Genomic DNA, 25407 nt, shown 5'->3' on the forward strand with positions numbered 1-25407 from the left:
GGATCAGTACCTCTCTCGTAGATCCCGGAACGCCGAATCCGCGTTGCATCCGGCATCGTGTCCTGTATGACGATTCACCAGTTGTCCTTGCAGCCGTGAGTTGGTGGACAGAGGGATGCGGCGGCAGGATCCGGAGAACCTTTCCGACGGAGGCTGCGCGCGCTCCTCTTCTTAGGCTCGGAGACCGCGGAGGCGGCCGATGATGGTCCTTGAGCTTGTCGTGATCGGCTTGGGAATCACGCTCGAGCCGTTCCCGCTCGTGGCGTTCCTCCTGCTACTGTCCGCCGAGCGGGGTGTTCGCAATGGACTCGCCTTTATCCTTGCCTGGCTGGCGGGCTTGGTCGTTGTGGTCGCGGCTGTGCTGTTGTTGACCGGAGGCCATCCCCCCGCCGGCAAGACGTCTCCGTCGACGTCCGCGGAGGTGGTCAAGCTGGTGGTGGGCGTCGGCCTGATCGCATACGGGCAGCGCAAGTGGCGTCGAATCAAGGTGCCCCACGAGATCAAGACCCCCAAGTGGCAGGCACGGCTCGACCAGGTCAACTCGTGGTCGGCGGCCGGAATCGCGGTACTGCTCCAGCCCTGGGGTCTGGTGGCCGCCGGTGCTGCCGCGGTGGTCCAGGCGAACTTGTCCGACGCCGCCACCTGGTTCGTCCTGTGCGCCTTCTGCATTCTGGCGGTCTCAAGTCAGCTGTCGATGGAGCTCTACACCGTTTTCGCCCCGGGCGCCGCCGAGGTGAGACTGGAGCGGTTGCGTCGGTGGATCACCGACCACGAGGACGCGGCGATCGTCGTGCTCTCACTCCTGCTCGGCTTCTGGCTGGTGGGCAGGAGCCTCTCGCAGCTCGCGTGAGATCCGGCGGCCGCTGTTCGAGGAGCTGGAAGCGTGCGAGGAGGCTGCCCGGCTGCGCGTGGAGGGGCTCGGAGCTGAGCCCGATCCGGCTTGGGTCGCCTGAGTGGACGCTGGTGGGGTGGCGCGTGGGGCGCCGGTCAGGGCTTGCGGGCGACGCCGACGGCGGCGAGGCGGAGGACGGGGTGGGCGTCGGGGCAGGGGGTGTCGGTGTCGGGGCGCCAGGCGGGGACGATGACGACGCCGGGGTCGACGAGGTCGAGGCCGTCGAGGAAGGCGGCGACTTCGTCGAGGGTGCGGAACTGGCCGCGGCCGACGCCCTGGCGCAGGGCGGCTTCGGCTTCGGCGGTGTCGGCGTCGACCTCGGGGCCGGCGGTGATCAGGTGGTGGACGAAGACGTAGCTGCCGGAGGGCAGTTGGTCGACGAGGGTGCGGACGAGGGCGTAGGGGTCCTCGTCGTCGAGGATGTAGTGCAGGATGCCGCAGAGCAGCAGGCCGACGGGCTGGTCGAAGTCGATGTGGGCGCGCAGGACCGGGTCGGCGAGGAGCTCGTCGGGGTGGCGCAGGTCGGCGTCGGTGACGACGGTCTGCTTGTTGTCGGCGAGCAGGGCGCGGGCGTGGGCGAGGACGGCCGGGTCGTTGTCGACGTAGACGACGTGGGTGTCCGGCGCGATGCGCTGGGCGACCTGGTGGACGTTCTCGGCGGTGGGCAGGCCGGAGCCGATGTCGATCAGCTGGCGCAGGCCGACCTCGCGGACGAGGTGGTCGACGACGCGGCGCAGGACGGCGCGTTGCGCCTGGACGCCGAGGTGGACCTGCGGGAGCGCGACGGCGATCCGCTCGCCCAGGGCCCGGTCGGAGGCGTAGTTGTCCTTGCCGCCGAGGAGGTAGTCATACACGCGGGCTATGTTCGGCGGCGGGGTGTCCACGGATGCTCCACTGGGTGCCGGGCTGCGGGCTGCGGGCGATCGGAAGTGATCGGAGGTGATCATAGAGCCGATCGGACCGCGGCTGCGTCGCGGGTCCGGCAGTGCGGGGGTCTCCCGCCTCGCGCGCGCCGTGCCGGCCACGGAAGCTGACGGGCCGCCAGGGCATGCCGTGTGGCCGTACCGTGCCCGGCCGGCGGTGGGGCCCGGCGGCCCCCACCCCCGGCCGGGACGACTCGGACGGCATCCAGGCGGGGGCCGGGCCGGGTCGGGATCAGATCTGCTTGAGGTCCGCCGTCAGGGTGGCGATGTCGATGCCGTTGACGATGCCGGCCTCGTGGTACTCCTGCGCCAGCACGGCCCACGCCTCGTCGCCGTAGGTCTGCCACCAGTCCCACGCGACCTGCTGAACCGCTCCCCAGGTGACGACGTAGAGCCAGTCGGCGTCGTAGCCGAGCAGCGGGACGGCGTGGCCGCCCACGATCGGTTCCGTCTGCCAGTTGCCCTCCAGCGACCAGGGCTTGCCGTCCTGGAACTGCGTCTGGGCGTTCGCCGGGACCTGGATGCCCGCGTAGACGCCGCCGAAGAGCGAGATGGTCTGCTTGATCGCGGTCTGCGCGTGGACGTTGACGGGGGCGTAGGCGATGATCCGGTTGCCCCAGAGCCCCTTCTTCTGCCAGTCGGCCAGCACCTTCGACTCGACGAGGCCGGTGTCCTTGCCGCCGGAGAGGTGGAAGTACTCGTCCACCACCTCCTGCTCGGTGGGCACCGTGTCCGCCTGGGCGGTCTGCGCGTTCCACGACTGGATCAGGTGCGCGGCGGCGGCCATCGTGCAGTCGCCGTACTGGTCGTTGCCGTCCATCGGCCAGGTGTCGACCTTGGTCGCCCAGTCGACGGCGGCGGGCGGCGCCGGCAGCGGCGCCGCCGCGTAGGCGGTGAACTGCTTGAGGCCGACCGGGAACTGAGGCCCGAGCTTGCCGAGCTTTCCTGTGACGCGCGCCATCTGCGCCCTTCCTCGGGAGGTGGTGGACCAACTGCGAACTATGGCCGGTTTCCACCATTCCAGATCATCTGGGCATGTACGAGACATTTGGCACCACTCGTCCGAGTGAAGTCGAGTGTCGGGAGGGCGTTCCGCTGTCAGCCGCGCTGAAGCGCTCTCAGCCGAGCTCGGCCAACCGGCTCTCCAGGAAGGCCCGTTCCGTCTCGTTCGCGGTCAGCTCCAGGGCCGCGCGGTACTCCGACGCCGCCTCCGCCTCGCGCGCCAGCCGGCGCAGTAGATCCGCGCGGGCGGCGTGCAGCGGCTGGTACGCCGCCAGCGGCTCGCGCAGGGCGTCGATCGCCGCCAACCCCGTCTCCGGACCGGAGACCTCGGCGAGCGCGACCGCCCGGTTGAGCGCGACGACCGGCGTCGGGGCCAGACGGAGCTGCAGGTCGTACAGGGCGAGGACCTGCTGCCACCGCTGCCGCTCGTCCAGGGAGTCGTCGCTGTGCACGGCGTTGACGGCCGCCTGGATCTGGTACGGGCCCGGTGCGCCGCGCCGCAGGCAGGCGCGGACCAGCGCCTGGCCCTCGGCCACCTCGGTCTGGTCCCAGAGGCCGCGGTCCTGATCGGTGAGGAGCACCAGCGTCCCGTCGGCGCGCGTCCGGGCCGCACGCCGTGCGTGCGTCAGGAGCAGCAGCGCGAGCAGGCCGACCGCCTCCGGCTCGTCCGGCATCAGCTCGACCAGGACGCGGGCGAGGCGCAGCGCCTCCGCGCAGAGGTCCTCACGTACCAGGGCGTCTCCTGCGGAGGCGGTCCAACCCTCGTTGAAGACCAGGTAGATGGTGTCGAGCACACCCTTCAGCCGGTCCGGCAGTTCCGCCTCGCGCGGGACCCGGTAGGGGATGCCCGCGCCCTTGATCTTGCGCTTGGCGCGGACGAGGCGCTGGGCCATGGTCGCCTCCGGCACCAGGAACGCGCGGGCGATCTCGGCGGTCTGCAGGCCGCCGAGCAGACGCAGCGTCAACGCGACCTGTGCGGCGGGCGCAAGGGCGGGGTGGCAGCAGGTGAACAGCAGCCGCAAGCGGTCGTCGGACACGGGCCCCTCCTCTGCCGCGCGTTCCTCGGGGGTGGTCGTCGTCGCGTCGAGCAGCCGCTGCGCCTCGCGGTGGCGGTCGTGCCGGGACGCCTCGCGGCGCAGCCGGTCGATGGCGCGGTTGCGCGCCGTCGTGGTGATCCACGCACCGGGGTTGGGCGGCAGGCCGCGCAGCGGCCACTGCTCGAGCGCGACGGTGAAGGCCTCCTGCACCGCCTCCTCGGCGAGGTCGATGTCGCCGAGGAAGCGGATCAGGGCGGCCACGCAGCGTCCGTACTCCTCCCGGAAGACCCGCTCGGTCCCGGACGCGCTCGGGGGCGTGCTGTCGGACAAGGGGTTACTGCTCCGGCACTTCCTGGAAGGGCCGCACCTCGACGGGGCCCTGGCAGGCCCTGCTGCCCTCCGCGGCCAGCGCGAGCGCGGCGTCGAGGTCGGCGGCCTTCACCACCCAGAAGCCGCCGAGGTGCTCCTTGGTCTCGGCGAAGGGCCCGTCGGTGGTGAGCACCTCGCCGTTCGGCTGGGCGCGCACGACGGTGGCGATGTCCGCCGGGAGCAGACCGCCGGCGAAGACCCAGGCGCCGTCGGCCTGGAGCTTCTGGTTGAAGCGGTCCACGTCCGCGTACATGGTCTGCATGGTCTCCTCGGACGGCGGCTTCTCACCCTCGACCATGTGGACGGAGAGCAGGTACATCTTCGTGGCGCTCATGGCGAACTCCTCGGTGCGTTCGGTTCCGGTCCGGCCTCCTGCCGGGCTGATACCACCACTACGAACGGCCACCGGCCGGATCGACACTCCGGCCGGGAGATTTCCAGGAATTCTCCCGAGGGCTGCGAAGGACCCCGGGCCCGCTCAGGAGGGGCGTGGGCGTACCCGGGCGGCGAGGACGGCGATGTCGTCCTCGGCCTCGCTCGGGGTGGAGCTGTGCAGCGCGGCGTCGAGGAGGTCGTCGAGGTCGCCCGCGACCGGCAGCGGGAGCGCGGCCAGGCGTTCGAGCGAGACGTCGATGTCCTCGTGGCGGCGCTCGACCAGGCCGTCGGTGTAGAGCAGCAGCACGGCGCCGGGCTTCAGCTCGCGGACGAGCTGCTGGTAGCCGCCGATCCCGGTGCCGAGCGGCGGCGCGCTCGGCACCGGGACGAGCTCGGTGACGCCGTTCGGGTCGACGAGCGCGGGCGGCAGGTGGCCCGCGCTGGCGAAGGTCACGCGGTTGCGCGGCGGGTCGACCAGCGCCAGCAGGCAGGTCGCGGGCCGGGCCGCGTCGTTCTCGGAGATCATGGCGTCGAGCTGGCGCAGGATGCGGTGCGGCGGGAGGTCCATGACCGCGACGTACCGCAGCATCGACCGGTACGTGCTCATGTCGACCGCCGCCTCGACGCCGTGGCCCATCACGTCGCCGATCACCAGCAGCGTGCGCCCGAAGGGGAGGCGCACGCTCTCGTACCAGTCGCCGCCCACGACCGAACTGCTGCCCGAGGGCAGGTAGCGGCAGGCGATCTCCATGTTCGGGTGCGGGTTGGCCGGCTCGGCCAGCAGGGCGCGCTGGAGCTCCAGGGCGATGCCCTGGGAACGCATAAAGCGGCGGGCGTTGTCGATGCTGAGGGCGGCACGGCCGCCCAGGTCCTCGATCAGCGCGACGTCCTCGTCCGAGAACCCCTCGCCGGAGCCGTGCGGGGCGCGCGCCAGCGTCAGTGCGCCGACGAGGTGGCCACGGGCGGCGAGCGGGACGGCCAGCACGGAGGCGATGCCCGCCGCGCGGTAGACCTCCAGCGTCGCCGGATCCGAGATGGCCGCCGCTCCCTCGGCGCCCTCGTCGATCGCGGCGAGGTCCAGCAGCACCGGCTTGGCGGCGACGAGGCTACGCGCCACCAGTGAGCCCTCGCGGTGCCGGACCGACTCGCCGGGGTGGGCCAGCGTGGCGAGATGCGGGTGCAGTTCCGGACGTGCGGCCACCGCCGCGCGCAGCAGCCGCAGGGTGCCCAGCGGCATGCCGAGCCGGTGCTCGGGAACACCGGGCGGCAGGATGTCGACGGTGGCGAGGTCGGCGAGGCCGGGCACGGTGAACCGCGCCAGTTCGGCGCAGGTGGTGTCGGTGTCGAGCGTGGTGCCGATGCGCTCGGCCGCGGCAGTGAGGGTGGCGAGCCGCCGACGCGCGCGCTCCTCCCCGTCGGGCGGCTCGGACGGCGCAGCCCCGGACGGCCCTCCGGGCTGTGCCTGCGATGCCGCGGCGGCGGTGGCAGCGGCCCCCTCCGCGCCGGGCGGCACCGCACCCGCCGTACCGGCGCGGGCATCCGCATCGGGGGTGGCATCGGCTTCGGCACGGGCGCCGGCTTCGGACTGCGCCAGAGGCGGTGGGGGTGGCGGTGGCGGTGGCGCAGCCTCCAGCAGCGCCACGACGAGCACCATCGCGCCGGACTCGGCTTCCGCCGGGGGGACCGGGCGCAGGGGAGCGGACCCCGCCGTGGTCTCGGGCGGCCGGCCGGCTCGCCGCCCGGCACGAGGTGCCCGGCCGGTCTCCGCGCCGGTCTGCGCGCCGGGCGCGGTCGCGGGGGTGGTACTGGCCTCGGCCTGGCGCTCCGCCTCCGCGACGGTCCCGCTCTCCACCGTGGTCTCGGCTCCGGGCGCGTCGACCGCTTCGGGCGTGGGTTCGGTCGCCGGGACGTCTCCCCTCGCGGGAGCAGGGGGTGCGGGGACGGCAGTCGGGGGCGGCGCGGGCGTGGCCGCCTCGGGGGCGATGCGCTGGAGGCGCATGCGGATGGGTTCGTCGGCGGGGCCGGTGACCAGCTCGCGGGTCGCGCCGTCCGCCAGGACCAGCGCCGCCGCGGCCGCCACGTCGACTGTGCCGAGGCCCATGCCGGTGCCGATGCCGGTTCCGCCGCCCGGGCCCCAAGCGGACGCGGGCGTGGACGCGGGACGGAGCGGTGTCGCGCTGAGGGGTCGGCCGGAGGTCGCCTCCGGCGGCAGGCCGGTGAGGCGGAGGAAGGCGTCGTTCGCGTAGCGCCAGCGGAGCTGGGCGTCGAGCAGCGCGACGCCCACGGGCAGCGCGTCCAGCACGAGGGCCGACAGCGCCTCCCCCTCGTCGGCCATGCCGGCCGCACCGCTGTGCGCACCGGCCATGACTGCGGCCGCCGCGTGCCAGGCTGCCGCGGCGGCGTCCCGCTTCGGGGCCTCCGCGCCCACGTTCTCCCCTCGTCCCCCGATCGGCAAGAACTCAATCCATGATCACCCCGGGCCGGGTGCGGCGCATCCGCTTCCCCTGGTCCGAGCGTCCATCTTGCCCGAGCGCGTGTGCGATGTGCGCCCCGAGCCGGGGAACCTGTGAGTGGAATCCCAGCGAAGTCGCAGCGGGAACACAGGAGCGAACGTTGCGTGGCGAGCGGGACAGAATCAGGTAAGGCAGCTTTACGAGATTGACGCGCGGTTGTCATGATGGCGTCCCGTGAGCATCAGCCATAAGCGCCGCAGGCGGCGCACTCTCCTCCTCGCTTCGGTCGTGCCGCTCGTCGTCGGCGCCGGGGTCTACGCGGCCGCCGGAGCCGGCGCCTCGGTCACCGGAACGCGGGGCGCGACGAACGCGACGCGCGCGGTACACGCGACCAGCGCCGCGCAGGCGACGGGCACCACCGGCGCCACGAACTGGATCTCCTGGACCGGGGGCAAGCTGGTCTACGGGCACGACGCACAGGGCAACCGTGTCCCCGACTACTCCTTCGCCGGTTACGAGGGCGGCGGTGTCCCGCTGCCCGTCGCCGCGGTCCGGCAGCGCGTCGGTGCGCCGAGCGGCGGGGACGACACCGCGCGCATCCAGGCGGCGATCAACGCCGTCGCCAAGCTGCCGGTCGGCGCGAACGGCCTGCGCGGCGCGGTGCTGCTCGCGCCCGGCGGCTACCGGATCGACAGCGCCCTGCACATCGACGCCTCCGGCGTCGTCCTGCGCGGCTCCGGCAACGGCTCCGGCGGCACCCGCCTCGTCGCGCACGGCGCGACCGCCCGCACCCTGATCACCGTCGGCGGCTCCTCCCGCTATACCGCCGTCGGCGCGGCCACCAAGGTCACCGACTCCTACGTGCCGGTCGGCGCCACCTCGCTCGACGTCGCGAGCACCTCCGGCCTGAAGATCGGCTCCGAGGTCGTCGTCCAGCGGCCGACCACCCAGGCGTGGATCGACGCGCTCGGCATGCGGACGCTGTGGTCGCCGAACTGGAGCCTGTACTCCGAGCGCCGGATCACCGCGATCAGCGGTCACCGGCTCAGTCTCGACGCCCCGCTGACCACCGCGTTGGAGGCGAAGTACACGCAGGCCACCGTCTACCGCTACACCTTCCCGCGGATCGACCACGTCGGCATCGAGGATCTGAGCGCCGACGGCCGTGCCATGGCCGCAGACCCGAACTACGCCAAGGACTTCTACGGCGCGAGCCTCTCCTCCTTCGGCGCGGTCCAGGACGCCTGGGTGCAGGACGTGACCGGTGAGCACTTCGGCCAGGACGGCGTCGCCGGCCTCGGCTCGCAGAGCCGCCGGATCAGCGTGCTGCACACCGCGACGCTCGACATGCTGGTCAACGACGCCACCTCGGCCCGCTCCGACGGCTACACCCTCGAAGGCCAGCAGAACCTGATCCAGGACTGCCTGGTCACGGCGTCGAAGATCCACGCCTTCACCACCGAGGCCCACCAGTCCGGCCCGAACGTCTACTCGCGCTGCACCGCCAGGCTGACGCAGACGGCGTACGACTCGGGCGGCCACCAGCGCTGGGGCAGCGGCACGCTCTACGACCAGGTCACCGTCGCGGGGACGCTGCTGATGGTGAACAACGGCAGCCGCGGCACCGGGCACGGCTGGTCGGACGCGAACAGCACCGCGTGGAACTGCGTCACCACCCTCGGCTACGAGGTGCAGGCGCCGCCGACCGCGGACAACTGGGCGTTCGGCTGTACCGGCCCGCTCCTCTCCGGCTCGAACGGGCAGGTGGTGAGCGGTGGCAGGGCGGTGCTGCCGGCCAGCCTCTACGACGAGCAGCTGCGCGAACGCGGCCTGCGGACGATCGGCTGAACGCCGTTCGGCGAACGAGGCCAAGCGGACGAGGCCAGGCGGACGGCGCCAGGCGGACGCGGTCGGGCGGGCGGGGTCAGGCCTTGAGCTTGGCCCAGACCGTCTCGAGCGCGTCGATGTCCGCGTCGTCGAGGCGGTCGTTGAAGACCTCGGCGAGGGCCGCCCGGCGGGTCGCGTCGGCCTCGGCGAAGGCGGTGCGACCCTCGGGGGTCAGTGCGATCTCCACCGAGCGCGCGTCGTGCGGGGCAGGCGTGCGGGCGACCAGCCCGCGCGCCTGCAGCGCGTCCACGACCCGTGACACCTGCGGTCGGCTCAGCAGGGTCTTCGCGCCCAGTGCGGAGGCGGGCACGGGCTCGGTCTGGCCGTTGAGCCAGAGCATCACCTCGAACCAGGAGAGCGGCAGCTCGTGCGTGCGCATCAGCGCCCGGTCGACGTGGGCGGCCAGGGTGGTGCCGGCCCAGATGAGACCGTAGAAGGCGTGGTCGCGGGCGGAGAGTTCGCCCATGGTCGGCTCGGCGCGGGTCATAACGACAGCTTATCGGGTTGCGTGTGCGCGCACAGAAGTCGTACGGTGTGTGCGCACGCACAGAAACGGAGAGTTTGGCATGGTTGCCGACGGAACCACTCGTATCGTCCTCATCACCGGTACCTCCACCGGGATCGGCCTCGCCGCGGCCGTCGCGGCGGCGCAGGCCGGCTGGCACGTCGTCGCCACCATGCGCGACACGGCCAAGTCCGGCGCGCTCACCGCCGCCGCCGAGGCGGCGGGCGTCGCCGACCGCGTGGAGGTGCGCCGCCTCGACGTCACCGACAAGGAGTCCGTCGCCGCCTGCCTGGAGGAGGTGCTGGCCGCCCACGGCCGCCTCGACGCCCTGGTCAACAACGCTGGCGCCGGCGTCGTCGGCACGGTCGAGCACGGCGGCACGGAGCTGTTCCGCACCGCGATGGAGGTCAACTTCTTCGGCGTCGTCGAGGTGACGGGCGCGGCGATGCCGCACCTGCGCGCGACGGGCGGCCGTGTGGTGACGGTCACCAGCGTCGGCGGCGTCGTCGGCCAGCCGTTCAACGAGGCGTACTGCGCGGCCAAGTTCGCGGCGGAGGGCTTCCTGGAGTCGCTCGCGCCGGTCGCCGCGTCCGTGGGCGTGAGGGTCACGGTCGTGGAGCCGGGCGCGGTGGCGAGTGAGTTCGTGGCCAGCCAGGAGCTGGACATCCCGGCGATGGTGGCCGCCGCCGGCCCCTACGGCCCCGCGCTCGAGTCCTATGTCGCCCGCACGCGCGGCGCGTTCGCCGCCGCGCAGACCTCGACGGACGCGGCGGCGTCGATCGTCGACGTCCTGGACGCGGCCGAGCCGCCGTTCCGCGTCCAGACCAGCGACACCGCGCGGGCTTTCGTCTCCACCAAGCTGTCCGACCTGGACGGCGCGGCCGTCCAGAAGATGACCTCGGGGTGGGTCGGCCGCTGAGGCCGTCCCGCCGGCTCCGCGCGCTCGGCCGACCCGCGGCCCGGCCGCGGAGGCCCCCGGCCGAACGCGCGGGGTGTGCCTCCATGGACGCCTGGCCCGACCTGCGGTCGGTCACGTCTCCCGGCCTGGAGGCTCGTACGTTCAGCTCATCGCCGCCAGGGCGGCTGCCGTCAGGAGCGGCAGACCGAGTCCCGGTCCGTCGTGCGCGTCGCCCCCGCGACGCGGACAACCTACCGGGAGCTCGGTCCGGCGTCGCCGGACCGAGCCGACGCACACGGGCGGGCTGTTCAACCCGCCTGCGCGGCGGGCTTGCTGAGGAAGCGTTTCAACTTCTGCCAGGGCCAGGTGTTGATGACGTCCTCCGTTCCCAGCCAGGCCCGCTGGGCCGTGCCCACGCCGAAGCGGGGGTTGGCCAGCTGCACGGTCGAGTGCGCGTCGCTGTCGATCGAGAACCGGACGCCCGCCGCGCGGGCCGCACGGACGTGTTCGTCGTTGAGGTCCATCCGCCCCGGCGCGGCGTTGATCTCCAGGGCCGTGCCCGTGCGCGCCGCCGCCGCGAAGACCGCGGGCCAGTCCACGTCGATGGGCGCCCGGCGGCCGATCCGGCGCGCGCTGGGGTGGCCGATGATGTGGACGTGCGGGTTCTCGCAGGCGCGGATCAGACGGCGGGTCTGCGTGGCGCGGTCCGCGCCGAAGTGGGAGTGGACGGAGGCGACGCAGACGTCGAACCCGGCGAGGAACTCCGCGGGCCAGTCCACCGAGCCGTCGGGGGCGATGTTCAGCTCGGTGCCGTGGAGCAGGCGCATCCGGCCGTACGTGCCCGCCTCCGCGAGCTCCCGCAGGCGGGCGCGCTGGGCCAGCATCTTCTCGTCCGTCATGCGCTGCATGACGAGGTCGGGGGCGTGGTCGGTGACGGCGTAGTACGCGTAGCCCCGGGCCTTCGCGGTGGCGAGCATGTCCTCCAGCGAGGCCACCCCGTCGGTGAGATCGGTGTGGGTGTGCAGGTCGCCGCGCAGGTCGCGTTCGGTGACCAGGGTCGGCAGCTCGTCCGCCGCCGCGGCCTCCACCTCGCCCCGGTCCTCCCGCAGCGTCGGCGGGATCCAGGGCAGGCCGAGCGCGGCGTAGACGTCCTCCTCGGTCGCCGAGGCGACGTTCGCGCCCGTCTCGTTGTCGAACAGGCCGTACTCGGAGAGCTTGAGGCCCGCCCGGACAGCCATCGTGCGCAGCTTGATGTTGTGCGCCTTCGAGCCGGTGAAGTACACCAGCGCCGCCCCCCACGCCTCCGGGGCGACCACGCGCAGGTCGATCTGCAGGCCGGCGGCGGTGCGCACGGACGTCTTGGTCGAGCCCTGGACGATCACGTCCGCCACCGCGGGCAGGGTGACGAAGGCGTCCATCAGCGGAGCTGACTCGTGGGCCGCGGCCAGGACGTCCAGGTCGCCGACGGTCTCGCGCAGACGGCGCAGCGATCCCGCCCAGGTGCAGCGCAGGCAGCCGGGCACCGCGCCCAGCGCGGCCGTGACCTCCTCGGCGAGGGAGGTCGCGGTCCCGAGGTCGGCGCGGCCGGCGGAGGCGTGCAGCACGTCCAGGCCGTGCAGGATGTTCTCCTCGGTGCGGCCGCCGAAACCCGGCAGGTCGTGCAGGCGTCCGGCCTGCGCGGCGGCGCGCAGCTCGTCCACGCTGGAGACGCCCAGATCCTGGTGCAGGGTCAGCGCCCGTTTGGGCCCCACGCCGGGCACCTTCATCATCGCGCGGACGCCGGGCGGGATCCTCTGGCGCAGCTTCTCGACGGCATCGAGGGTGCCGGTGCGCCGGACCTCGTCGATCTTGCCGACCGTCGACTTGCCGACGCCGGGGATCTCCAGGATGTCCTTCGGGTCCATGGCGGCGAGATCGGCCGGCCAGCCCCCGATCGCCCGCGCGGACTTCTCGTAGGCGCGGGCCCGGAACGCGTCCCCGCCGGTGATGGTCAGCAGGTCGGCGTACTCCTCGAGCAGCGCCTGGACCTGGTCGTTGAGCCGGGCCATTGGCTCAGGGTAGGTCGGGAGCGTCCGCCTCGCCGCCCAAGGACGTGCCGTCCAAGGACGTGCCGCCCAGGGACGGGCCGTCCAAGGACGCGCCGCACCGCCAGCAGCGCGCCGGGCGCGCCTCGTGCTGCACCGCGTCGCACTCCGGGCACAGCCGATGCAGCCAGCAGGCGGGCTCGCCGCCCTCCTCCGGCTCCTCGGGCTGGTCCTGGTCGTCGCTCACAGCTGCCACGTTAGCGCCGAACGCCGACAGTGCGGCAGGTCCCGGGCCTGGTGGTCGCCCGGAGGGTCACGGGGTGAGGTGAGGGTGCCGGGGAGGGCGGGCCGATCTACGGTGAGAACGTGTCTGAATCGGGTGAAATAGGTCAAAACGTGCGTCCTGGTGGGCGGATGAGTTCCGCCGGGAGCGTGTTCTGGGCTCTGCTGCCGCTGTTCACGGTGGGCATGGGAACCGCCGCCGTCGCCGCATGGGCCGCCTGGCGACTGCGCTCGCGGGCCGTCGCCGCGTTGGCCGCCGTCGACGCGGCGGTCACGGTCGTCGCGCTGTGGATGGCTCAGGCGCCCCCCGACAGCGCGCGGAACTCCGCCGCCGGTGCGCTGATCGCCACCGTGCTGGTGGGCGGGGGACTGGCGACCACCTTCTCCCTGCGCCCGAAGCTGATCGGCCCGTCCGCCCAGGACCCGGCCGTCACCGCCGCACTCGACCGGCGCAACCGCCGCGCGCAGGCGCGCGAGCTTGTGGAACGCGACCCCGCGCTCGCGCGCGATCTGGGCATCGGGCGGCCTGATCTGGCCCACCAGTACGACGACGGCGGGCTCGCCGACGTCAACCACGTGCCCGCCCCCGTGCTGGCCGGCCTGCCGGGGATGACCTCCGAGTACGCCGACCGGATCGTCGCCGCGCGCGGCGAACGCGGCGGGTTCGGCAGTGTGGCGGAACTCGAGGTCTGGGCCGACCTGCCGCGCGGCGTCGCCGAGGAACTGGCCGACCGCGTCGTCTTCCTTCCGTAGCGGTCACCTTCGCCGTCACCCCTTCGCCGTCACCCCGGCTCTTCCCGGCTCTCCCGCGCCCTTGCCGCGTCGCGCGGCCGGATAACCTTGCCTCGACAGCAGCGTGGCGAGGAGGCACCACTGACGCAGTTGGCCGGGAGCGACCTGCAGGTGCTGCGCGCGCTCGGGACCGGCCTCGGCGGACTCGACGAACGGCAGGCCGAGCTGCGGCTGGTCGAGCACGGTGAGAACACCCTGCCCGCTCCGCGCTCGCCCTCCTTCGCCCGGCGCGTCGCCGCCCAGGCGCGCGACCCCTACGCCGCGACGCTGTGCCTGCTCATCACGGTCACCTGCCTGTCCGGCGCCTTCGGGAGCGCGGCCGTGCTGTCCGCGCTCGTCGTCGCGGGTGTGGCGCTGCGCCTGGTCGGCGAGGTGCGGGCGGAGCAGGACGCCGCCGCGCTGCGCGGGCTCGCGGAGGGGACCGCGACCGTCGTGCGTCGCCGTGTCACCGCGGACGGCGGCCCGGCCCAGGCCCGCGCCCGGGAGTTGCCGTTCGACCAGTTCGTCCCTGGCGACCTCGTCCGTCTCGCGCCCGGCGACCGGGTGCCGGCGGACCTGGTGCTGGTGCGCTCCAGCGGCCTGACGCTGGACCAGTCGGCGCTGACCGGCGTCAGCCTGCCCGTGGTCAAGCGCGCGCTCGGGGCCTCGGCGTCCGCCGCCCCCGGCCTTCACAGCCTTCAGACTCCGGACAACGAGCGGGTGTGCCTGCGCGGGTGCACCGTCGTGCGCGGCACCGGGACCGGCGTCGTCGTCGCCACCGGCGCGGACACCCTTCTCGCCGGAGGGCCCGCGCCCGCGGCCTACTCGACTGAGCCGGGGCGCCCTGCGGAGGCGGCCTACGCCACGCAGGGGGCGACGGCGGGGACGACGGAGACGAGGGTCGCGTCGCAGGCCGTCGGGGCGTCGCCGCGGCGGACCGCGTTCGACCGCACCGCGCGCGCCGTCTCCGGGCTGCTGCTGCGGCTGACTCTCCTCTCCGGCGCGGCCGCCCTGCTGGTGGGGGCGCTGGCGGAGGGGCACACCTGGGAGGTCGTCCCCTACGCGGCCGCCGTCGCCATGGGCCTGACGCCCGAGATGCTGCTGCTGGTCGTGACCGCCGCGCTGGCCCGCCAGTCGGATCTGCTGCGGCGCGGCGGCGTCTACGCCCGGCGGCTCACCGCCGTGCACGACCTCGGCGCCCTCGACGTGCTGTGCACGGACAAGACCGGCACCCTCACCCGTGACCGGCTCACCCTCGACCAGGGCCTCGACCCCGAGGGCCACCCTGATCCCGCGCCCGCGCACTGGGCCGCCGTCACCAGCCTCGTCTGCACCGACCTGGGCGACCCGCCGCTGGTCGACTCCGTCGACGAGGCCCTGCTCGACGCCGCCTGGGCGGCGGATCCGGCCTTCGCCGACCGGCTGACGGGCGTCTTCGCGGTCCCGTTCGAGCCGAGCCGCCGCATCGCCGTCGCCGTGGTGCACGGCCCCGTCGGGCTCGGCGCCCGGACGATCTGCGTCACCGGCGCCGTCGAGGACGTTCTCGGGCGCTGTGCCGACGAGCGCGTCGAGGGCCGCGAGCGTGCGCTGACCCCGGGACGACGGGACGCGATCGTCGCCCTCGCGGACGCCCGCGCCGCGGACGGGCTGCGCGTGCTCGCCGTCGCGACCGCCGAGACCGACGTCCCCGCGCCCGGTCCCGGCGCCCGCGCCGCGCGACGTCGCGCGGAGGACCCGCACGGGCTCACCCTGCTGGGCCTGGTCTGCCTCTCCGACGCGACGGAGCCGGACGCGGCGGGCGCCCTCGCGGAGCTGGCCGCCGCGGGCCTCGCGGTGAAGATCGTCACCGGCGATCGTCCCGGGGCCGCGGTGCACGCCTGCCGCGCGGTCCGGCTCGACCCGGGTACTCCGCTGCTGGGCCCGCAGGCCGACGCGATGGACGACGCGGAGCTGGGCCGCACGGCCGAACGGACGACCGTCTTCGCCCTGTTCACCCCCGCGCGCAAGGCCCGGCTGGTGCGCGCGCTCCAGGCGTCGGGCCACACCGTCGGCTTCCTCGGCGACGGCCTCAACGACCTGCCCGCCCTGCACGCCGCCGACGTCGGCATCGGCTCGCCCGCCGCCCTCGACCCGGGCCCGCGCCGCACCGCCGACCTGGTCCTCGGCGAGGACGCACTGCGCCGACTGCCCGCCGCGCTCCGCGCGGCGCGCACGGCGGTCGCCAACGTGGGCAACTACCTGCGGATCACCCTCGCCTCCAACCTGGGGAATGTCCTGGCGATGCTGGCGGCCGGCGCGGCCGTGCCGTTCCTGCCGATGCTGCCCGCGCAGGTGCTGGCCCAGAACCTCTGCTTCGACGTCGCCCAGCTCGCCCTGGCTTTCGACCGGCCCCTGTGGGACGGCGGCGCGACGGCCGCGCCGCGCCGTCTCACCCGTGCCCGTCTGGCGCGCTTCGCGCTCTTCTTCGGCGTCGTCAACGCCTGCGCGGACGTGGCCACCTTCGCGGTCCTGCGCGCCCTCTCGGCGGGCCTGGACGCCTCGCACGCGCAGGTGCTGTTCCACTCCGGGTGGTTCACCGAGAACCTGATCACCCAGGCCGTCACCGTCCACCTCCTGCGCACCTCCGCCCGCCGCACCCGGGAGTGGTCCCCGGCGGCCTGGCCGGTCCGGGCCGCGAACCTCGGCCTGGTCGTCATCGGTGTCCTGCTCCCGGCGACCCCGCTGGGCGCGTCCCTGGGCCTGCGCCTGCTGCCCGGCGAGTTCTACGCCCTGCTCGGCGTGATCCTCGCCGGATACGCGGCGGCACTGCTGGCCGCGAGGCGTTTCGTGGCGGCGTTCCGCAGCAGCCGGCCCCGCTGACGCGCGGCACCGCTGCGCAGTGCCGACGCTCCTGGCTGGCCAGCCCCGGAGTGCGTGCCTGCGGCTTCCGTGGCTGCGGTGCCCACCTCGTCGGGCCGTCGTGCGCAGAGCCGCCGCCACGCGCGCTCCGCAGGGTGAGCGCGGCTCAGGGGCGTCGCCATTCGGGGGCGCGTTCCCGGGGCCGCCAGCTGTGGTGGGGGAGGGGAGCCGTGCTGTCGGGGGCGTGCAGCGCGGCGGGGGCACGAGGCTCCCGCGCCGCTGCCGTCGCTGCTGCCGCGGACGGGACCAGCGCCGGAGCCGGTGTCGGCGCGACGGCCTGCGGTCGGCGGCCGCGATACCGCAGCGGGGTGGGGGACTGGGCGAGGAGTGCTGCCAGCACCTCCGCCGCGGCGCGGCTGTCCCCGAGCGCGGTGTGGGCCGCGCCGACCGGGTTGTCGGTCAGGCTGCGGTGGAGGGCGGCGAGCCCGAAGCCGGGGCCGTCGAGCTGGGCCCGGGCGGTGACCAGCGTGCACAGCCCCGGCCAGCGGGGCGGCCGGCGTCCGGCGCGCCGGAACTCCGCCGCGAGGAACGCGTCCTCGAAGGCCAGGTTGTGGGCGACGACAACCGTCCCGGCCAGCAGCCGCTCCAGCTCCGGGGCGACCTCGGCGAAGGTCGGCGCACCCCGCACCTGTTCGGCGGCTATGCCGTGGATCGCGGTCGCGGCCATGGGACGCTGCGGGTCGAGCAGCGTCGTGTACTCGTCCAGCACCACGCCGTCGGCCCGGAATCGCACCACCCCGATCTCGCAGACGCGGTCGACGCCGGGCTCCAACCCCGTCGTCTCCAGGTCGACCGCCGCGAAGACCAGCGAGCGCGGGTCGACGCCACGCCCGTGCGCACGCGTCAGGGAGCCGGCGTCGAAGCAGCTCAGCCGGGCGCGTCGACCGCGCCGTGCAAGGCCCAGGCGGCCCAGCAGGCGGCGGGCTCGGGCCCGCGGCAGCCAATCGCGCATCGTCTCTCTCCCGGTCTTCTCTCCCGGCCCCGCTGATCTTCTTCGCAATCTAACCCCCGGGTATGACAGCGGCCTGCCGACGGCTCCGGGCAGGGCCGCTGTCGCCGATTCCGGCAGAGAACCGGCCGTCATCTGTCCGTTTCGCGGCTGACGCGCCTACGCTGGAGGCGTCCGGCACGGACCGTTGCCGGCGCGCGGGTCTGTGCATTCGCGGAGGCGATCACCGTGCGATCTCAGTCTGCTTCTCCCCGCTCCCGGTCCCGCTTCGCGCCGGACCGCCAGCTCACGGTGCGCATGGCCACCGTGGTCTTCCTGCTAGGCCTGCTCTACGTCGTCTTCGCCGCGGTGCTCATCGCACTGCTGAAGTCGGCGGTGCTGGTCGTGGTCGTCGCCGGCGGGCTGCTCGCCGCCCAGTTCTGGTTCTCCGACCGGATGGCGCTGTTCGCCCTCAAGGCGCACGAGGTCACGCCGGAGCAGGAACCCCGGCTGCATGGCGCCGTCGACCGGCTCTGCGCGCTCGCGGACATGCCGAAGCCGCGCCTGGCCGTCGCCGACACCGATCTGCCGAACGCCTTCGCCACCGGCCGCGACGCCGACCACGCCGTGCTCTGCGTGACCACCGGCATGCTGCGCCGTCTCGATGGCGACGAACTCGACGGGGTGCTCGCGCACGAGCTCTCCCACATCGCCCACCGGGACGTCGTGGTGATCACCGTCGCCTCGTTCCTCGGTGTGCTGGCCGGACTGGCCGTCCGGGTCGGCTTCTACTCCGGGCTGGTGGGCGGCCGTGCCCGCCGCGACCAGAACACGGCGCTGATCGTCGCCGCCGTGGTGGTGGTGTCGGCGGCGGTGTACGCGCTGAGCTTCATGATGATCCGCGCGCTCTCCCGATACCGCGAGTTCGCCGCGGACCGCTCCGCCGCCCAGCTGACCGGGCGCCCGTCGGCGCTGGCCTCCGCGCTGGTCAAGGTGAGCGGGACGGCCGCCCGGATCCCGACGAAGGACCTGCGCACCGCGCAGGCGTTCAGCGCCTTCCTCTTCGCCCCGGTGCCCACCGGACATGAGGGCGAGGGAGAGGGTGAGGGCAGGTTCGCCCAGCTGATGTCGACCCACCCCACGCTGCAGTCCCGCCTCGACGCGCTCGGGCGGATCTCCCACGACCTCGGCGAGGACTGACGGCTCGCGGTCTGAAAGGCTAGAGGTCTGGGGGCTCGGGGTCTGACGGCTCAGAGCGTGCGCGTCATGAAGGTGCTGAGCGGGTCGGGGCGGTAGTCGGCGAACGGCCCGCAGTCGGTGAAGCCGAACTTCGCGTAGAGGCTTCGTGCGGGCAGGAAGAAGTCGGCGGAGCCCGTCTCCAGGCTGATCCGTGAGAAGCCCGTGCGCCGTGCCTCCGCCAGGATGTGCTCCAGCAGGCGGGAGGCGACGCCGCCGCGCTTGCGGGCGACGGCCGTCCGCATCGACTTGAGCTCGGCGTGGTCGGCGTCCAGACGCCTGAGCGCGCCGCAGCCGATGATCTGGTCGCCGTCGTGGACGGACCAGAACGTGATCCCGGGGCGGCGCAGGCCGTCCAGATCGAGCGCGTGCTTGCTCTCCGGCGGTGAGATCTCCCGCATCTGCCGCACGTGCTCCTCGAGGAAGCCCGCGATCTGTGGACCTGACAGGTCGTCGACGACGATTCTCATGCCGGTGCGCACCTTCCCTTGCCGTACTGACATACAGACAAGTCGACAGAGGTTTCCGGCTCGTTACGACGTCGTTGCCGCGCCGTCCGGGTGACCCGGGTCGCCCCTGCGGCGGGGGCGTGTGAGCATCGGGTGGACCGGGTCAGGGCACGGAGGGAGCGGGCGGGTGCTGACCTCCGAACAGATCCTGGTCGGGGCGGGGCTCACGGTGGTGCTCGCCGTCGGCTCGCAGGTCCTCGCCTCCCGGCTGCGGATCCCGGCGATCATCGTGCTGCTCCCCGCCGGCTTCGCGGCAGGCGCCGCGACCACGTGGGTGCACCCTGACGAGCTCATCGGTCCGTCCTTCGTGCCGCTGGTCTCCCTCGCCGTCGCCGTCATCCTCTACGACGCCGGACTCGGCCTCGACCTGCGCCGCCTCACCGGCCACCCCCGCCGGACGGTCCGGCGGCTGGTCCTGTTCGGCACGCTGCTGACGCTGCCCGCCGCGGCCCTCCTCGCCGTGCCGCTGCTGGGGATCGGCGGCCAGGCCGCGACGATGCTCGGCGCGATCCTGGTCGTCTCCGGGCCCACCGTCGTCGGACCGCTGCTCGCCTTCGTGCGCCCCACCGAGCGGGTGCAGCGGATCCTGCTCTGGGAGGGCTCGCTGATCGACGCGGTCGGCGGCATTCTCGGGGCGCTCGTCTTCAGCGCGCTGGTCTCCGGCAAGGGCCGCTCGGTGCACGCGGCGGTCGGCGAGTTCCTGGCCAGCGCGGGCGTCGGCCTGCTCGGCGGCGCCGTGGGGGCGCTGCTGCTGTGGTGGCTGCTGAGCGTGCTGCGGCTCGACGAGATCCTGGGCACGACGGCCCAGCTCGCGGTGGTCGTCGGCGTGGCGGCGCTGTGCGACGCGTTCCGTGACGACGCCGGGCTGGTCTCCGCGATCGTCATGGGCGTGGCGGTGGCCAGCCTTTCCCACTACGACCTGCCGGTTCGTCAGCCGTTCTTCGAGACGCTGGTCTCGCTCGTGGTGGGGCTGCTGTTCGTGTCCATCTCCGCGTCGGTCACCCCAGCCTCCCTGCACCACGTCGTGCTGCCGGCACTCGGGCTGGCGGCCGTCCTGGTGGTGGCGGTCCGGCCGCTGGTGGCGGGGGTCTCCACGCTCGGCACGGATCTGAGCCGGGGTGAGCGCGGCTTCCTCGCCTGGATGGCCCCGCGCGGCATCGTGGCCGCGTCCACGGCCGCGACGTTCTCCAGCGGCCTCGCGAGCGCGGGCGTCGGCGGCGCCCAGAAGATCCTTCCGGCCACCTTCGTGGTCATCGTGGCCACGGTCACCCTCTACGGCCTCACCGCGCTGCCGGTGGCCCGCCGCCTGCGCGTGGTGCGGCCGGCCAGGTCCCGGCCCCTGCTGGTCGGCGGCGCGCCGTGGGTCGTCGAGCTCGCGCGGGTGCTGCGCGAGGCGGGCGTGGAGGTCCTGCTCTGGGCGGCCCGCAGCGGCGAGCGGGAACGCGCGGCGGCGGCCGGCTTGGAGCTCGCCGAGGGCGAGCTGCTGGCCGCGGTCTCGGAGCGGGGCGCGGAGGAGCTGGGCCTGACGGCGGTCTTCCTGCTGGGCGAGGACGACGGGTTCAACGCGTTGGCCGCCGCGGTCATCGAGGGCGAGGGCCTGCCGGTCCATCACCTCGGCTGTGTCCCCGACGGCGACGCCCCGGTGGTGGCGGACACGGGCCCCGCGCTCTTCGGCGGCGCGCTGGCCGGCGGCGCGGCCTCCGCGCTCCACGCCTCCGGCGCGCGCGTCACCACCCACCCCGCCGAGCAGCCGCTCCCGCGCGGGTACACCGCGCTGTTCACCGTCGACGCGAGGGGCGGGCTGACGCCCGCCACCGACCCGGCGTCCTGGACCCCGGCGGAGGCGGGCACGCTCATCGCCTTCGGCCCGACGGAACGTCCCGCCACCCGGGACGCATGAAGAACCACCTGGGCAGGGGCTCCCCGACTGGCGTCAGCCGGTGGTCTCGTCCAGGCGGAAGCCGACCTTGAGGCCGACCTGGAACTGCTTGACCTCGCCGTTCTCGATCGAGCCGCGGATCTGGGTGACCTCGAACCAGTCCAGGCCGTGCAGGGTCCTCGCCGCGCGTCCGAGCGCACTGCGGATGGCGGCGTCGACGCCGTCCGCGGACGTGCCGACGATCTCGGTGACGCGGTAGGTGTGGTCGCTCATCTCAGCCTCCATCGAAGGGCAGCTCACTCCACCTTCGCGCAGAGCGTCACGGCCCGCCACGCGGGCGGTGCTCACCCGGACGGCGCGGCCGGGCTGCGGCGCGGGAGGGGCGAGCCTAGCGTCGGATCAGGGCCGAGAGGCTCGTGTCGCCGAGCCTCGGGAGGAACGCAGATGTCCCGCAGCCGATCCGTCGCCGTCCTGCTGGGCGGGGCCGTGCTCGTCGTGGCGCTGGCCGGGTGCTCGGACCCGCCGCAGGGGACGGTGACGGCGACCAACGTCGACGGGACCGTCGTGCAGATCCTCTCGAACCCGACCGCGACCGCCTGCCACCGCTTCGCGCCCATCGGCGTGACGACGGTGATGAACGGCACCATCGCCGACATGCGTCTTTACTCGTCGACGAACTGCACCGGCACCAACGTCTACCTCTCCACCAACACCTCCGTCGGCGCCTCCAAGCCGAGCGGGCTCGGCCAGATCTACCGCAGCTTCTCCTTCGTCGGTCAGTAGCGGTCAGTAGTGGTCAGCCGGCGGTGACCGCGTCCAGACGCGGCACCGCGTCCAGCAGAGCCCGGGTGTACTCGTGCTGAGGTCGCGTCAGCTCCGCTGCCGCCAGGGTCTCCACGACCTCGCCCTTGCGCATCACCGCCACCCGGTCGCTCACCGAGCGCACCACGGCCAGGTCGTGGGCGATGAAGACGAGGGTCAGCTCGAACTCCTCGCGCAGCTCCCGCAGCAGCGAGACGACCTGGGCCTGGGTCGTGACGTCCAGCGCCGAGACCGGCTCGTCGCAGACGACCAGCTTGGGCCGCAGGATCAACGCGCGGGCGATCGCCGCGCGCTGGCGCTGACCGCCGGAGAGCTCGTGCGGGTAGCGGTCCGCGTGCGCGGCATCGAGGCCGACGCGTTCGAGCAGGGCGACCGCCTCGGCCCGCAGCTTCGCCTCGTCGCGCCCGCCGTGCACCCGCAGCGGCTCGGCGACCGAGTCGCCGATCAGGCGCCGCGGGTTGAGCGAGGAGGTCGGGTCCTGGAAGACCATCTGCAGCTCGTGGCGGCGACGTCGCAGCTCGCGGCCGCGCCACGAGGCAAGGTCCTGGCCGTCGAAGCGGACGGTCCCGCTCGTCGGGTCCTGCAGCCGGACCAGGGCGCGGCCGAGCGTGGACTTGCCCGAACCGGACTCCCCGACGACGCCCAGCGTCTCGCCCCGACGCACCGTCAGGTCCACGCCGCGCAGAGCCTGGACGGAACCGAAGTCGACCCGCAGTCCGGCCGTCTCGACGAGCACGTCGTCCGCCGCAGGCGCCTGGCGCTCCGGCAGCGGGGCGTCGAGACGCGGCACGGCCCGCAGCAGGGCCTGCGTGTAGGGGTGTTCGGGGCGGCCGAGCAACCGCGCGGTCGCGCCCCGCTCGACGGCGCGGCCCTGACGCAGCACCACGACCTCGTCGGCCAGGCCGCCGACCACGCCCACGTCGTGGCTGACGAGCACCAGCGCCATGCCGGTCTCCTGGCGCAACTCGTCCAGCAGGCGCAGGATCTGCGCCTGGACGGTCACGTCCAGCGCCGTCGTCGGCTCGTCCGCGACCAGGACGCGCGGACGCAGGGCGAGCGCCATGGCGATCAGCACGCGCTGGCGCATCCCGCCCGAGAACTGGTGCGGGTAGTCCCGGGCCCGCTTCGGGTCGATGCCGACGCGGTCCAGCACCTCGGCCGTGCGCTGCCTGGCCTCGGCGCGTGAGGCGCCGGTGTGCAGGCGGTAGGCGGCGGCGATCTGGGCGCCGACCCGACGGTAGGGGTCGAGGCTGGTCAGCGGCTCCTGGAAGACCATGGCCAGCTCGGGCCCGCGCACGGTGCGCAGCTCGGCGTCGCCCGCCTGGTTGAGGTCCAGGACGGGGCGGTCGGCCCGGTGCAGCAGGATGCCGCCCTCGACCCGCGTCCGCGTCCCGCGGTGCAGGCCGAGCAGCGCGAGCGCAGCGGCGGACTTGCCCGAGCCGGACTCGCCGACCAGGCCCAGCACCTGACCGGCCGCCAGCTCGAAGGAGAGGCCGTCGAGGGCGGTGACCGGTCCGGGGTGGGTCACCCGCAGGTCTTCGACCCGCAGAACGAGGTCGTGGGTCATGGTCAGATCCTGACTCGGGGGTCGAGCGCCGCGTGCAGCAGGTCGGCGACGGTGTTGGCGACGACGATCAGTGCTCCGGCCAGCAGGGTGATCCCGCAGACCACCGGCAGGTCGACGGTGCCCGCCGACTCGACCGCCAGCTTGCCGAGGCCCGGCAGGCCGAACATGGTCTCGGTGAAGACGGCTCCGGCCAGCACCATGCCGATGTCCATCGCCGCCACCGTCACCACGGTCGGCAGCGCGCCGCGCACGGCGTGCCGCAGCACGATCCGCCGCTCCGGGTAGCCGTAGGCGCGCAGGGTGCGGATGTGGTCCTGGTTCAGCGTCTCGAGGACCCCGGCCCGGGTGAGCCGGGTGTACCCGGCGGCCGAGACCAGCGCGATGGCCAGCCACGGCAGCAGCAGGTTCTGCGCCCACTGCACCGGATCCTCGGTGATCGGCACGTAGTTGGGGAACGGCAGGACCTGGAGCCAGACGCAGGCGCCCATGAGCAGCAGCAGCGCCATCACGAACACCGGCGTCGAACCGAGGGTCAGGATCACGGTGTTGGTGATCCGGTCGCGCCAGCGGCCGGGCTTCAGCGCGGCGAAGAGGCCGGTGCCGATGCCGAGCAGCAGCCACAGCGCGGCCGAGCCGAGCGCGAGCGAGACGTCGACCGGCAGCCGGTCCAGCAGCATCTGGGTGACGGCCTCGTTGCTCTGGTACGAGTACCCGAGGCAGGGCGCGGAGCACCACACCGTGGACGGGCCGGTGCTGAAGCTGTGACCGAGCACCAGCGTGGTGAGGAACGTCCAGAACTGCCGCACCACCGGCTGGTCGGTGCCGAGCGCATGGCGCACCTGGGCGAGCTGCGGAGCGGTGCAGCCCTTGCCGCAGGCGAGCTGCGCCGGGTCGCCGGGCATGGCGTAGAACAGCAGGTAGGTCAGCGCGGCGAGGGCCAGCAGTACGGCGGCTGCGCCGAGCAGACGGCGGAGCAGGAAGCGGATCACTGGCCTTCGCCCTTCGTGCCGACGGGGTGGGCGGAGTGTGCGGGGTTGTTGTCGGTCCGCGCGGCGGGTGTCCCGGGAGCCGAGTCCCCGGCCGGTGCGTTCGCGTCGACCCCGGGCGCGGCGGAGGCGCCGGGCCCGGACGCGACGGCGCCGCGCGCCGAGGGCTCGCGGGCCGGGGCCGGGATGAGCGCGGCAGGCCGCGTCGCCTTCGCCTCCGACCCGGCCCGCTCCGCCTTCTCGGCCTGCGCCGCCTTCCGGCGGCGGCGCTTTGCCGCAGGCGGTGCGGACTTGGGGTCGAAGGCGACCCGGAGGGCCTCGCCCAGGCCGGCGAAGGCCAGGACGCAGACGAGCAGGGTCAGCGCCGGGATCAGCACATAGGTCGGGTCGACCTGGAACCACGTCGTGGCCGTGGAGAGCATCTGCCCCCAGGAGGACGTCGGCGGTCGGACGCCGAGGCCCAGGAAGGACAGGCCCGCCTCGGCCACCATGTTCTGCGGCAGCACGATCGCCGTGTAGGTGGCCACCGGTGCGACCAGGCCCGGCAGGATCTCGCGGCGCGCGATGCGCCACGTGCTCGCGCCGGTCAGGACCGCCGCCGAGACGTACTCGCGCTCGCGCAGCACCCGCGTCTCCGCGCGGACGATGCGCGCGATCGGCGCCCAGCCCAGGCCGGACAGGATCAGGCCCAGCAACAGCGGTCGCGGGAAGGACTGCGGGACGACCGCCAGCAGCGCGATCGAGAAGAAGAAGGTCGGCAGCGCCAGCGCCAGGTCGGTGACCCGGCTGAGCAGCGCGTCGGCCCACCGGCCGCCGAGGCCGGCGGCGAGGCCGACGAGCAGGCCCAGCAGCAGCTGGCCCAGGGTCGCGCCGACCGCGACGCCGAGGGAGACCCGGGCGCCGTAGACGAGACGCGCGAACAGGTCGCGGCCGGTGGTGGGTTCGACGCCGAGCCAGTGCTGGGCGCTGATCCCGCCGAAGGCGCCGTTCGGGCTGCCTCCGGTCGCGGAGTTGAGCAGGGTGTCGTGGAAGGAGTTCGGGTCCTGGCCCTCCAGCGCGGCGAGCCAGGGCGCGGTCAGCGCGACCAGGACGAGCATGCCGACGGTGACCAGGGCGGCCCGCCCGCCGGGGCGGGCCCACAGCCGGGTCCGGACGGCGGTCGCG

At 73.9% G+C, this 25407-nt stretch carries 22 protein-coding genes; 8 read left to right on the plus strand and 14 right to left on the minus strand.

The genetic code is table 11. The features are described 5' to 3' along the window. The first annotated feature begins 199 nt into the window (after positions 1-199). Positions 200-850: a GAP family protein gene (locus TR50_RS05265; RefSeq protein ID WP_369405694.1), complete on the plus strand. Its 651-nt coding sequence runs from the start codon at positions 200-202 to the stop codon at positions 848-850. Between the two features lie 137 nt (positions 851-987). On the opposite strand, the gene TR50_RS05270 is transcribed toward TR50_RS05265, so the two are convergent. From TR50_RS05270 to TR50_RS42315, 5 genes are all read right to left on the minus strand, one after another. Next, complete coding sequence (locus tag TR50_RS05270; protein ID WP_063775004.1) at positions 988-1839, minus strand: SAM-dependent methyltransferase; 852 nt, start codon at positions 1837-1839, stop codon at positions 988-990. 208 nt (positions 1840-2047) lie between these two features. Then, positions 2048-2776, minus strand: a complete 729-nt coding sequence (locus tag TR50_RS05275; protein WP_042414932.1) for a hypothetical protein — start codon at positions 2774-2776, stop codon at positions 2048-2050. A gap of 157 nt (positions 2777-2933) precedes the next feature. Beyond that, positions 2934-4184, minus strand: coding sequence for an RNA polymerase sigma factor (locus tag TR50_RS05280; RefSeq protein WP_042414935.1), 1251 nt, complete (start codon positions 4182-4184; stop codon positions 2934-2936). Between the two features lie 4 nt (positions 4185-4188). Then, entirely contained in the window at positions 4189-4557 is a 369-nt protein-coding gene (locus TR50_RS05285) for a YciI family protein (RefSeq protein ID WP_042414949.1), read from the minus strand. 144 nt (positions 4558-4701) lie between these two features. Next, positions 4702-7053: a SpoIIE family protein phosphatase gene (locus TR50_RS42315; RefSeq protein ID WP_152648262.1), complete on the minus strand. Its 2352-nt coding sequence runs from the start codon at positions 7051-7053 to the stop codon at positions 4702-4704. Positions 7054-7285: 232 nt separating this feature from the next. On the opposite strand from TR50_RS42315, the gene TR50_RS46500 reads away from it, so the two are divergent. After that, positions 7286-8899 carry a peptidoglycan-binding protein gene (locus tag TR50_RS46500; protein WP_160311082.1) on the plus strand — a complete coding sequence of 538 codons (1614 nt, stop codon included), beginning with the start codon at positions 7286-7288 and terminating at the stop codon, positions 8897-8899. 76 nt (positions 8900-8975) lie between these two features. Here TR50_RS46500 and TR50_RS05300 read toward each other — a convergent pair whose 3' ends face one another. Then, entirely contained in the window at positions 8976-9425 is a 450-nt protein-coding gene (locus TR50_RS05300) for a MarR family winged helix-turn-helix transcriptional regulator (RefSeq protein WP_042414952.1), read from the minus strand. 79 nt (positions 9426-9504) lie between these two features. On the opposite strand from TR50_RS05300, the gene TR50_RS05305 reads away from it, so the two are divergent. Further along, entirely contained in the window at positions 9505-10362 is an 858-nt protein-coding gene (locus TR50_RS05305) for an SDR family NAD(P)-dependent oxidoreductase (protein ID WP_042414955.1), read from the plus strand. Positions 10363-10649: 287 nt separating this feature from the next. On the opposite strand, the gene polX is transcribed toward TR50_RS05305, so the two are convergent. Together polX and TR50_RS05315 are read right to left on the minus strand one after the other, a co-directional pair. After that, on the minus strand, positions 10650-12389 hold the full coding sequence (polX, locus tag TR50_RS05310) for a DNA polymerase/3'-5' exonuclease PolX (protein WP_042414960.1): 1740 nt from the start codon (positions 12387-12389) through the stop codon (positions 10650-10652). Between the two features lie 4 nt (positions 12390-12393). Further along, complete coding sequence (locus TR50_RS05315; protein WP_052440753.1) at positions 12394-12612, minus strand: hypothetical protein; 219 nt, start codon at positions 12610-12612, stop codon at positions 12394-12396. Positions 12613-12779: 167 nt separating this feature from the next. On the opposite strand from TR50_RS05315, the gene TR50_RS05320 reads away from it, so the two are divergent. Both TR50_RS05320 and TR50_RS05325 read left to right on the plus strand, forming a co-directional pair. Next, complete coding sequence (locus TR50_RS05320) at positions 12780-13400, plus strand: ComEA family DNA-binding protein (RefSeq protein ID WP_152648263.1); 621 nt, start codon at positions 12780-12782, stop codon at positions 13398-13400. A gap of 87 nt (positions 13401-13487) precedes the next feature. Next, complete coding sequence (locus tag TR50_RS05325; protein WP_042414968.1) at positions 13488-16277, plus strand: HAD-IC family P-type ATPase; 2790 nt, start codon at positions 13488-13490, stop codon at positions 16275-16277. A gap of 145 nt (positions 16278-16422) precedes the next feature. Here TR50_RS05325 and TR50_RS05330 read toward each other — a convergent pair whose 3' ends face one another. Beyond that, positions 16423-17268 (minus strand): 3'-5' exonuclease, encoded by an 846-nt coding sequence (locus TR50_RS05330; protein WP_052440756.1) that lies wholly within the window; start codon positions 17266-17268, stop codon positions 16423-16425. Between the two features lie 225 nt (positions 17269-17493). Between TR50_RS05330 and htpX the strand changes: the two genes are divergently transcribed. After that, positions 17494-18444 (plus strand): zinc metalloprotease HtpX, encoded by a 951-nt coding sequence (gene htpX / locus TR50_RS05335; RefSeq protein WP_269084782.1) that lies wholly within the window; start codon positions 17494-17496, stop codon positions 18442-18444. A gap of 50 nt (positions 18445-18494) precedes the next feature. Here htpX and TR50_RS05340 read toward each other — a convergent pair whose 3' ends face one another. Beyond that, positions 18495-18950 (minus strand): GNAT family N-acetyltransferase, encoded by a 456-nt coding sequence (locus tag TR50_RS05340; RefSeq protein ID WP_042415461.1) that lies wholly within the window; start codon positions 18948-18950, stop codon positions 18495-18497. Between the two features lie 169 nt (positions 18951-19119). Here TR50_RS05340 and TR50_RS05345 point away from each other — a divergent pair, with 169 nt between their 5' ends. Continuing rightward, positions 19120-20889: a cation:proton antiporter gene (locus TR50_RS05345; protein WP_042415464.1), complete on the plus strand. Its 1770-nt coding sequence runs from the start codon at positions 19120-19122 to the stop codon at positions 20887-20889. A 33-nt stretch (positions 20890-20922) separates the two neighbouring features. Here the strand turns inward: TR50_RS05345 and TR50_RS05350 are convergent, their stop codons facing one another. Next, on the minus strand, positions 20923-21141 hold the full coding sequence (locus TR50_RS05350) for a dodecin (RefSeq protein ID WP_042414974.1): 219 nt from the start codon (positions 21139-21141) through the stop codon (positions 20923-20925). Between the two features lie 171 nt (positions 21142-21312). Between TR50_RS05350 and TR50_RS05355 the strand changes: the two genes are divergently transcribed. Further along, on the plus strand, positions 21313-21651 hold the full coding sequence (locus TR50_RS05355; protein ID WP_052440757.1) for a hypothetical protein: 339 nt from the start codon (positions 21313-21315) through the stop codon (positions 21649-21651). Positions 21652-21664: 13 nt separating this feature from the next. Here the strand turns inward: TR50_RS05355 and TR50_RS05360 are convergent, their stop codons facing one another. From TR50_RS05360 to TR50_RS05370, 3 genes are all read right to left on the minus strand, one after another. Further along, positions 21665-23257, minus strand: coding sequence for a dipeptide ABC transporter ATP-binding protein (locus TR50_RS05360; protein WP_042414977.1), 1593 nt, complete (start codon positions 23255-23257; stop codon positions 21665-21667). Positions 23258-23259: 2 nt separating this feature from the next. Continuing rightward, positions 23260-24246 (minus strand): ABC transporter permease, encoded by a 987-nt coding sequence (locus tag TR50_RS05365; protein WP_042414980.1) that lies wholly within the window; start codon positions 24244-24246, stop codon positions 23260-23262. Next, a partial coding sequence (locus tag TR50_RS05370) for an ABC transporter permease (RefSeq protein ID WP_063775005.1) occupies positions 24243-25407 on the minus strand: 1165 nt, incomplete at its 5' end. The genes TR50_RS05370 and TR50_RS05365, both read right to left, overlap by 4 nt.

The organism is Streptacidiphilus anmyonensis (assembly GCF_000787855.1).
Taxonomy (GTDB): Bacteria; Actinomycetota; Actinomycetes; order Streptomycetales; family Streptomycetaceae; genus Streptacidiphilus; species Streptacidiphilus anmyonensis.

Coding starts and splice junctions, on each gene's coding strand:
- TR50_RS05265 (WP_369405694.1), top strand. CDS start 200: ATGATGGTCCTTGAGCTTGTCGTGATCGGCTTGGGAATCACGCTCGAG.
- TR50_RS05270 (WP_063775004.1), bottom strand. CDS start 1,839: ATGATCACCTCCGATCACTTCCGATCGCCCGCAGCCCGCAGCCCGGCA.
- TR50_RS05275 (WP_042414932.1), bottom strand. CDS start 2,776: ATGGCGCGCGTCACAGGAAAGCTCGGCAAGCTCGGGCCTCAGTTCCCG.
- TR50_RS05285 (WP_042414949.1), bottom strand. CDS start 4,557: ATGAGCGCCACGAAGATGTACCTGCTCTCCGTCCACATGGTCGAGGGT.
- TR50_RS05300 (WP_042414952.1), bottom strand. CDS start 9,425: ATGACCCGCGCCGAGCCGACCATGGGCGAACTCTCCGCCCGCGACCAC.
- TR50_RS05305 (WP_042414955.1), top strand. CDS start 9,505: ATGGTTGCCGACGGAACCACTCGTATCGTCCTCATCACCGGTACCTCC.
- polX (WP_042414960.1), bottom strand. CDS start 12,389: ATGGCCCGGCTCAACGACCAGGTCCAGGCGCTGCTCGAGGAGTACGCC.
- TR50_RS05320 (WP_152648263.1), top strand. CDS start 12,780: ATGAGTTCCGCCGGGAGCGTGTTCTGGGCTCTGCTGCCGCTGTTCACG.
- TR50_RS05330 (WP_052440756.1), bottom strand. CDS start 17,268: ATGCGCGATTGGCTGCCGCGGGCCCGAGCCCGCCGCCTGCTGGGCCGC.
- TR50_RS05340 (WP_042415461.1), bottom strand. CDS start 18,950: ATGAGAATCGTCGTCGACGACCTGTCAGGTCCACAGATCGCGGGCTTC.
- TR50_RS05350 (WP_042414974.1), bottom strand. CDS start 21,141: ATGAGCGACCACACCTACCGCGTCACCGAGATCGTCGGCACGTCCGCG.
- TR50_RS05355 (WP_052440757.1), top strand. CDS start 21,313: ATGTCCCGCAGCCGATCCGTCGCCGTCCTGCTGGGCGGGGCCGTGCTC.
- TR50_RS05360 (WP_042414977.1), bottom strand. CDS start 23,257: ATGACCCACGACCTCGTTCTGCGGGTCGAAGACCTGCGGGTGACCCAC.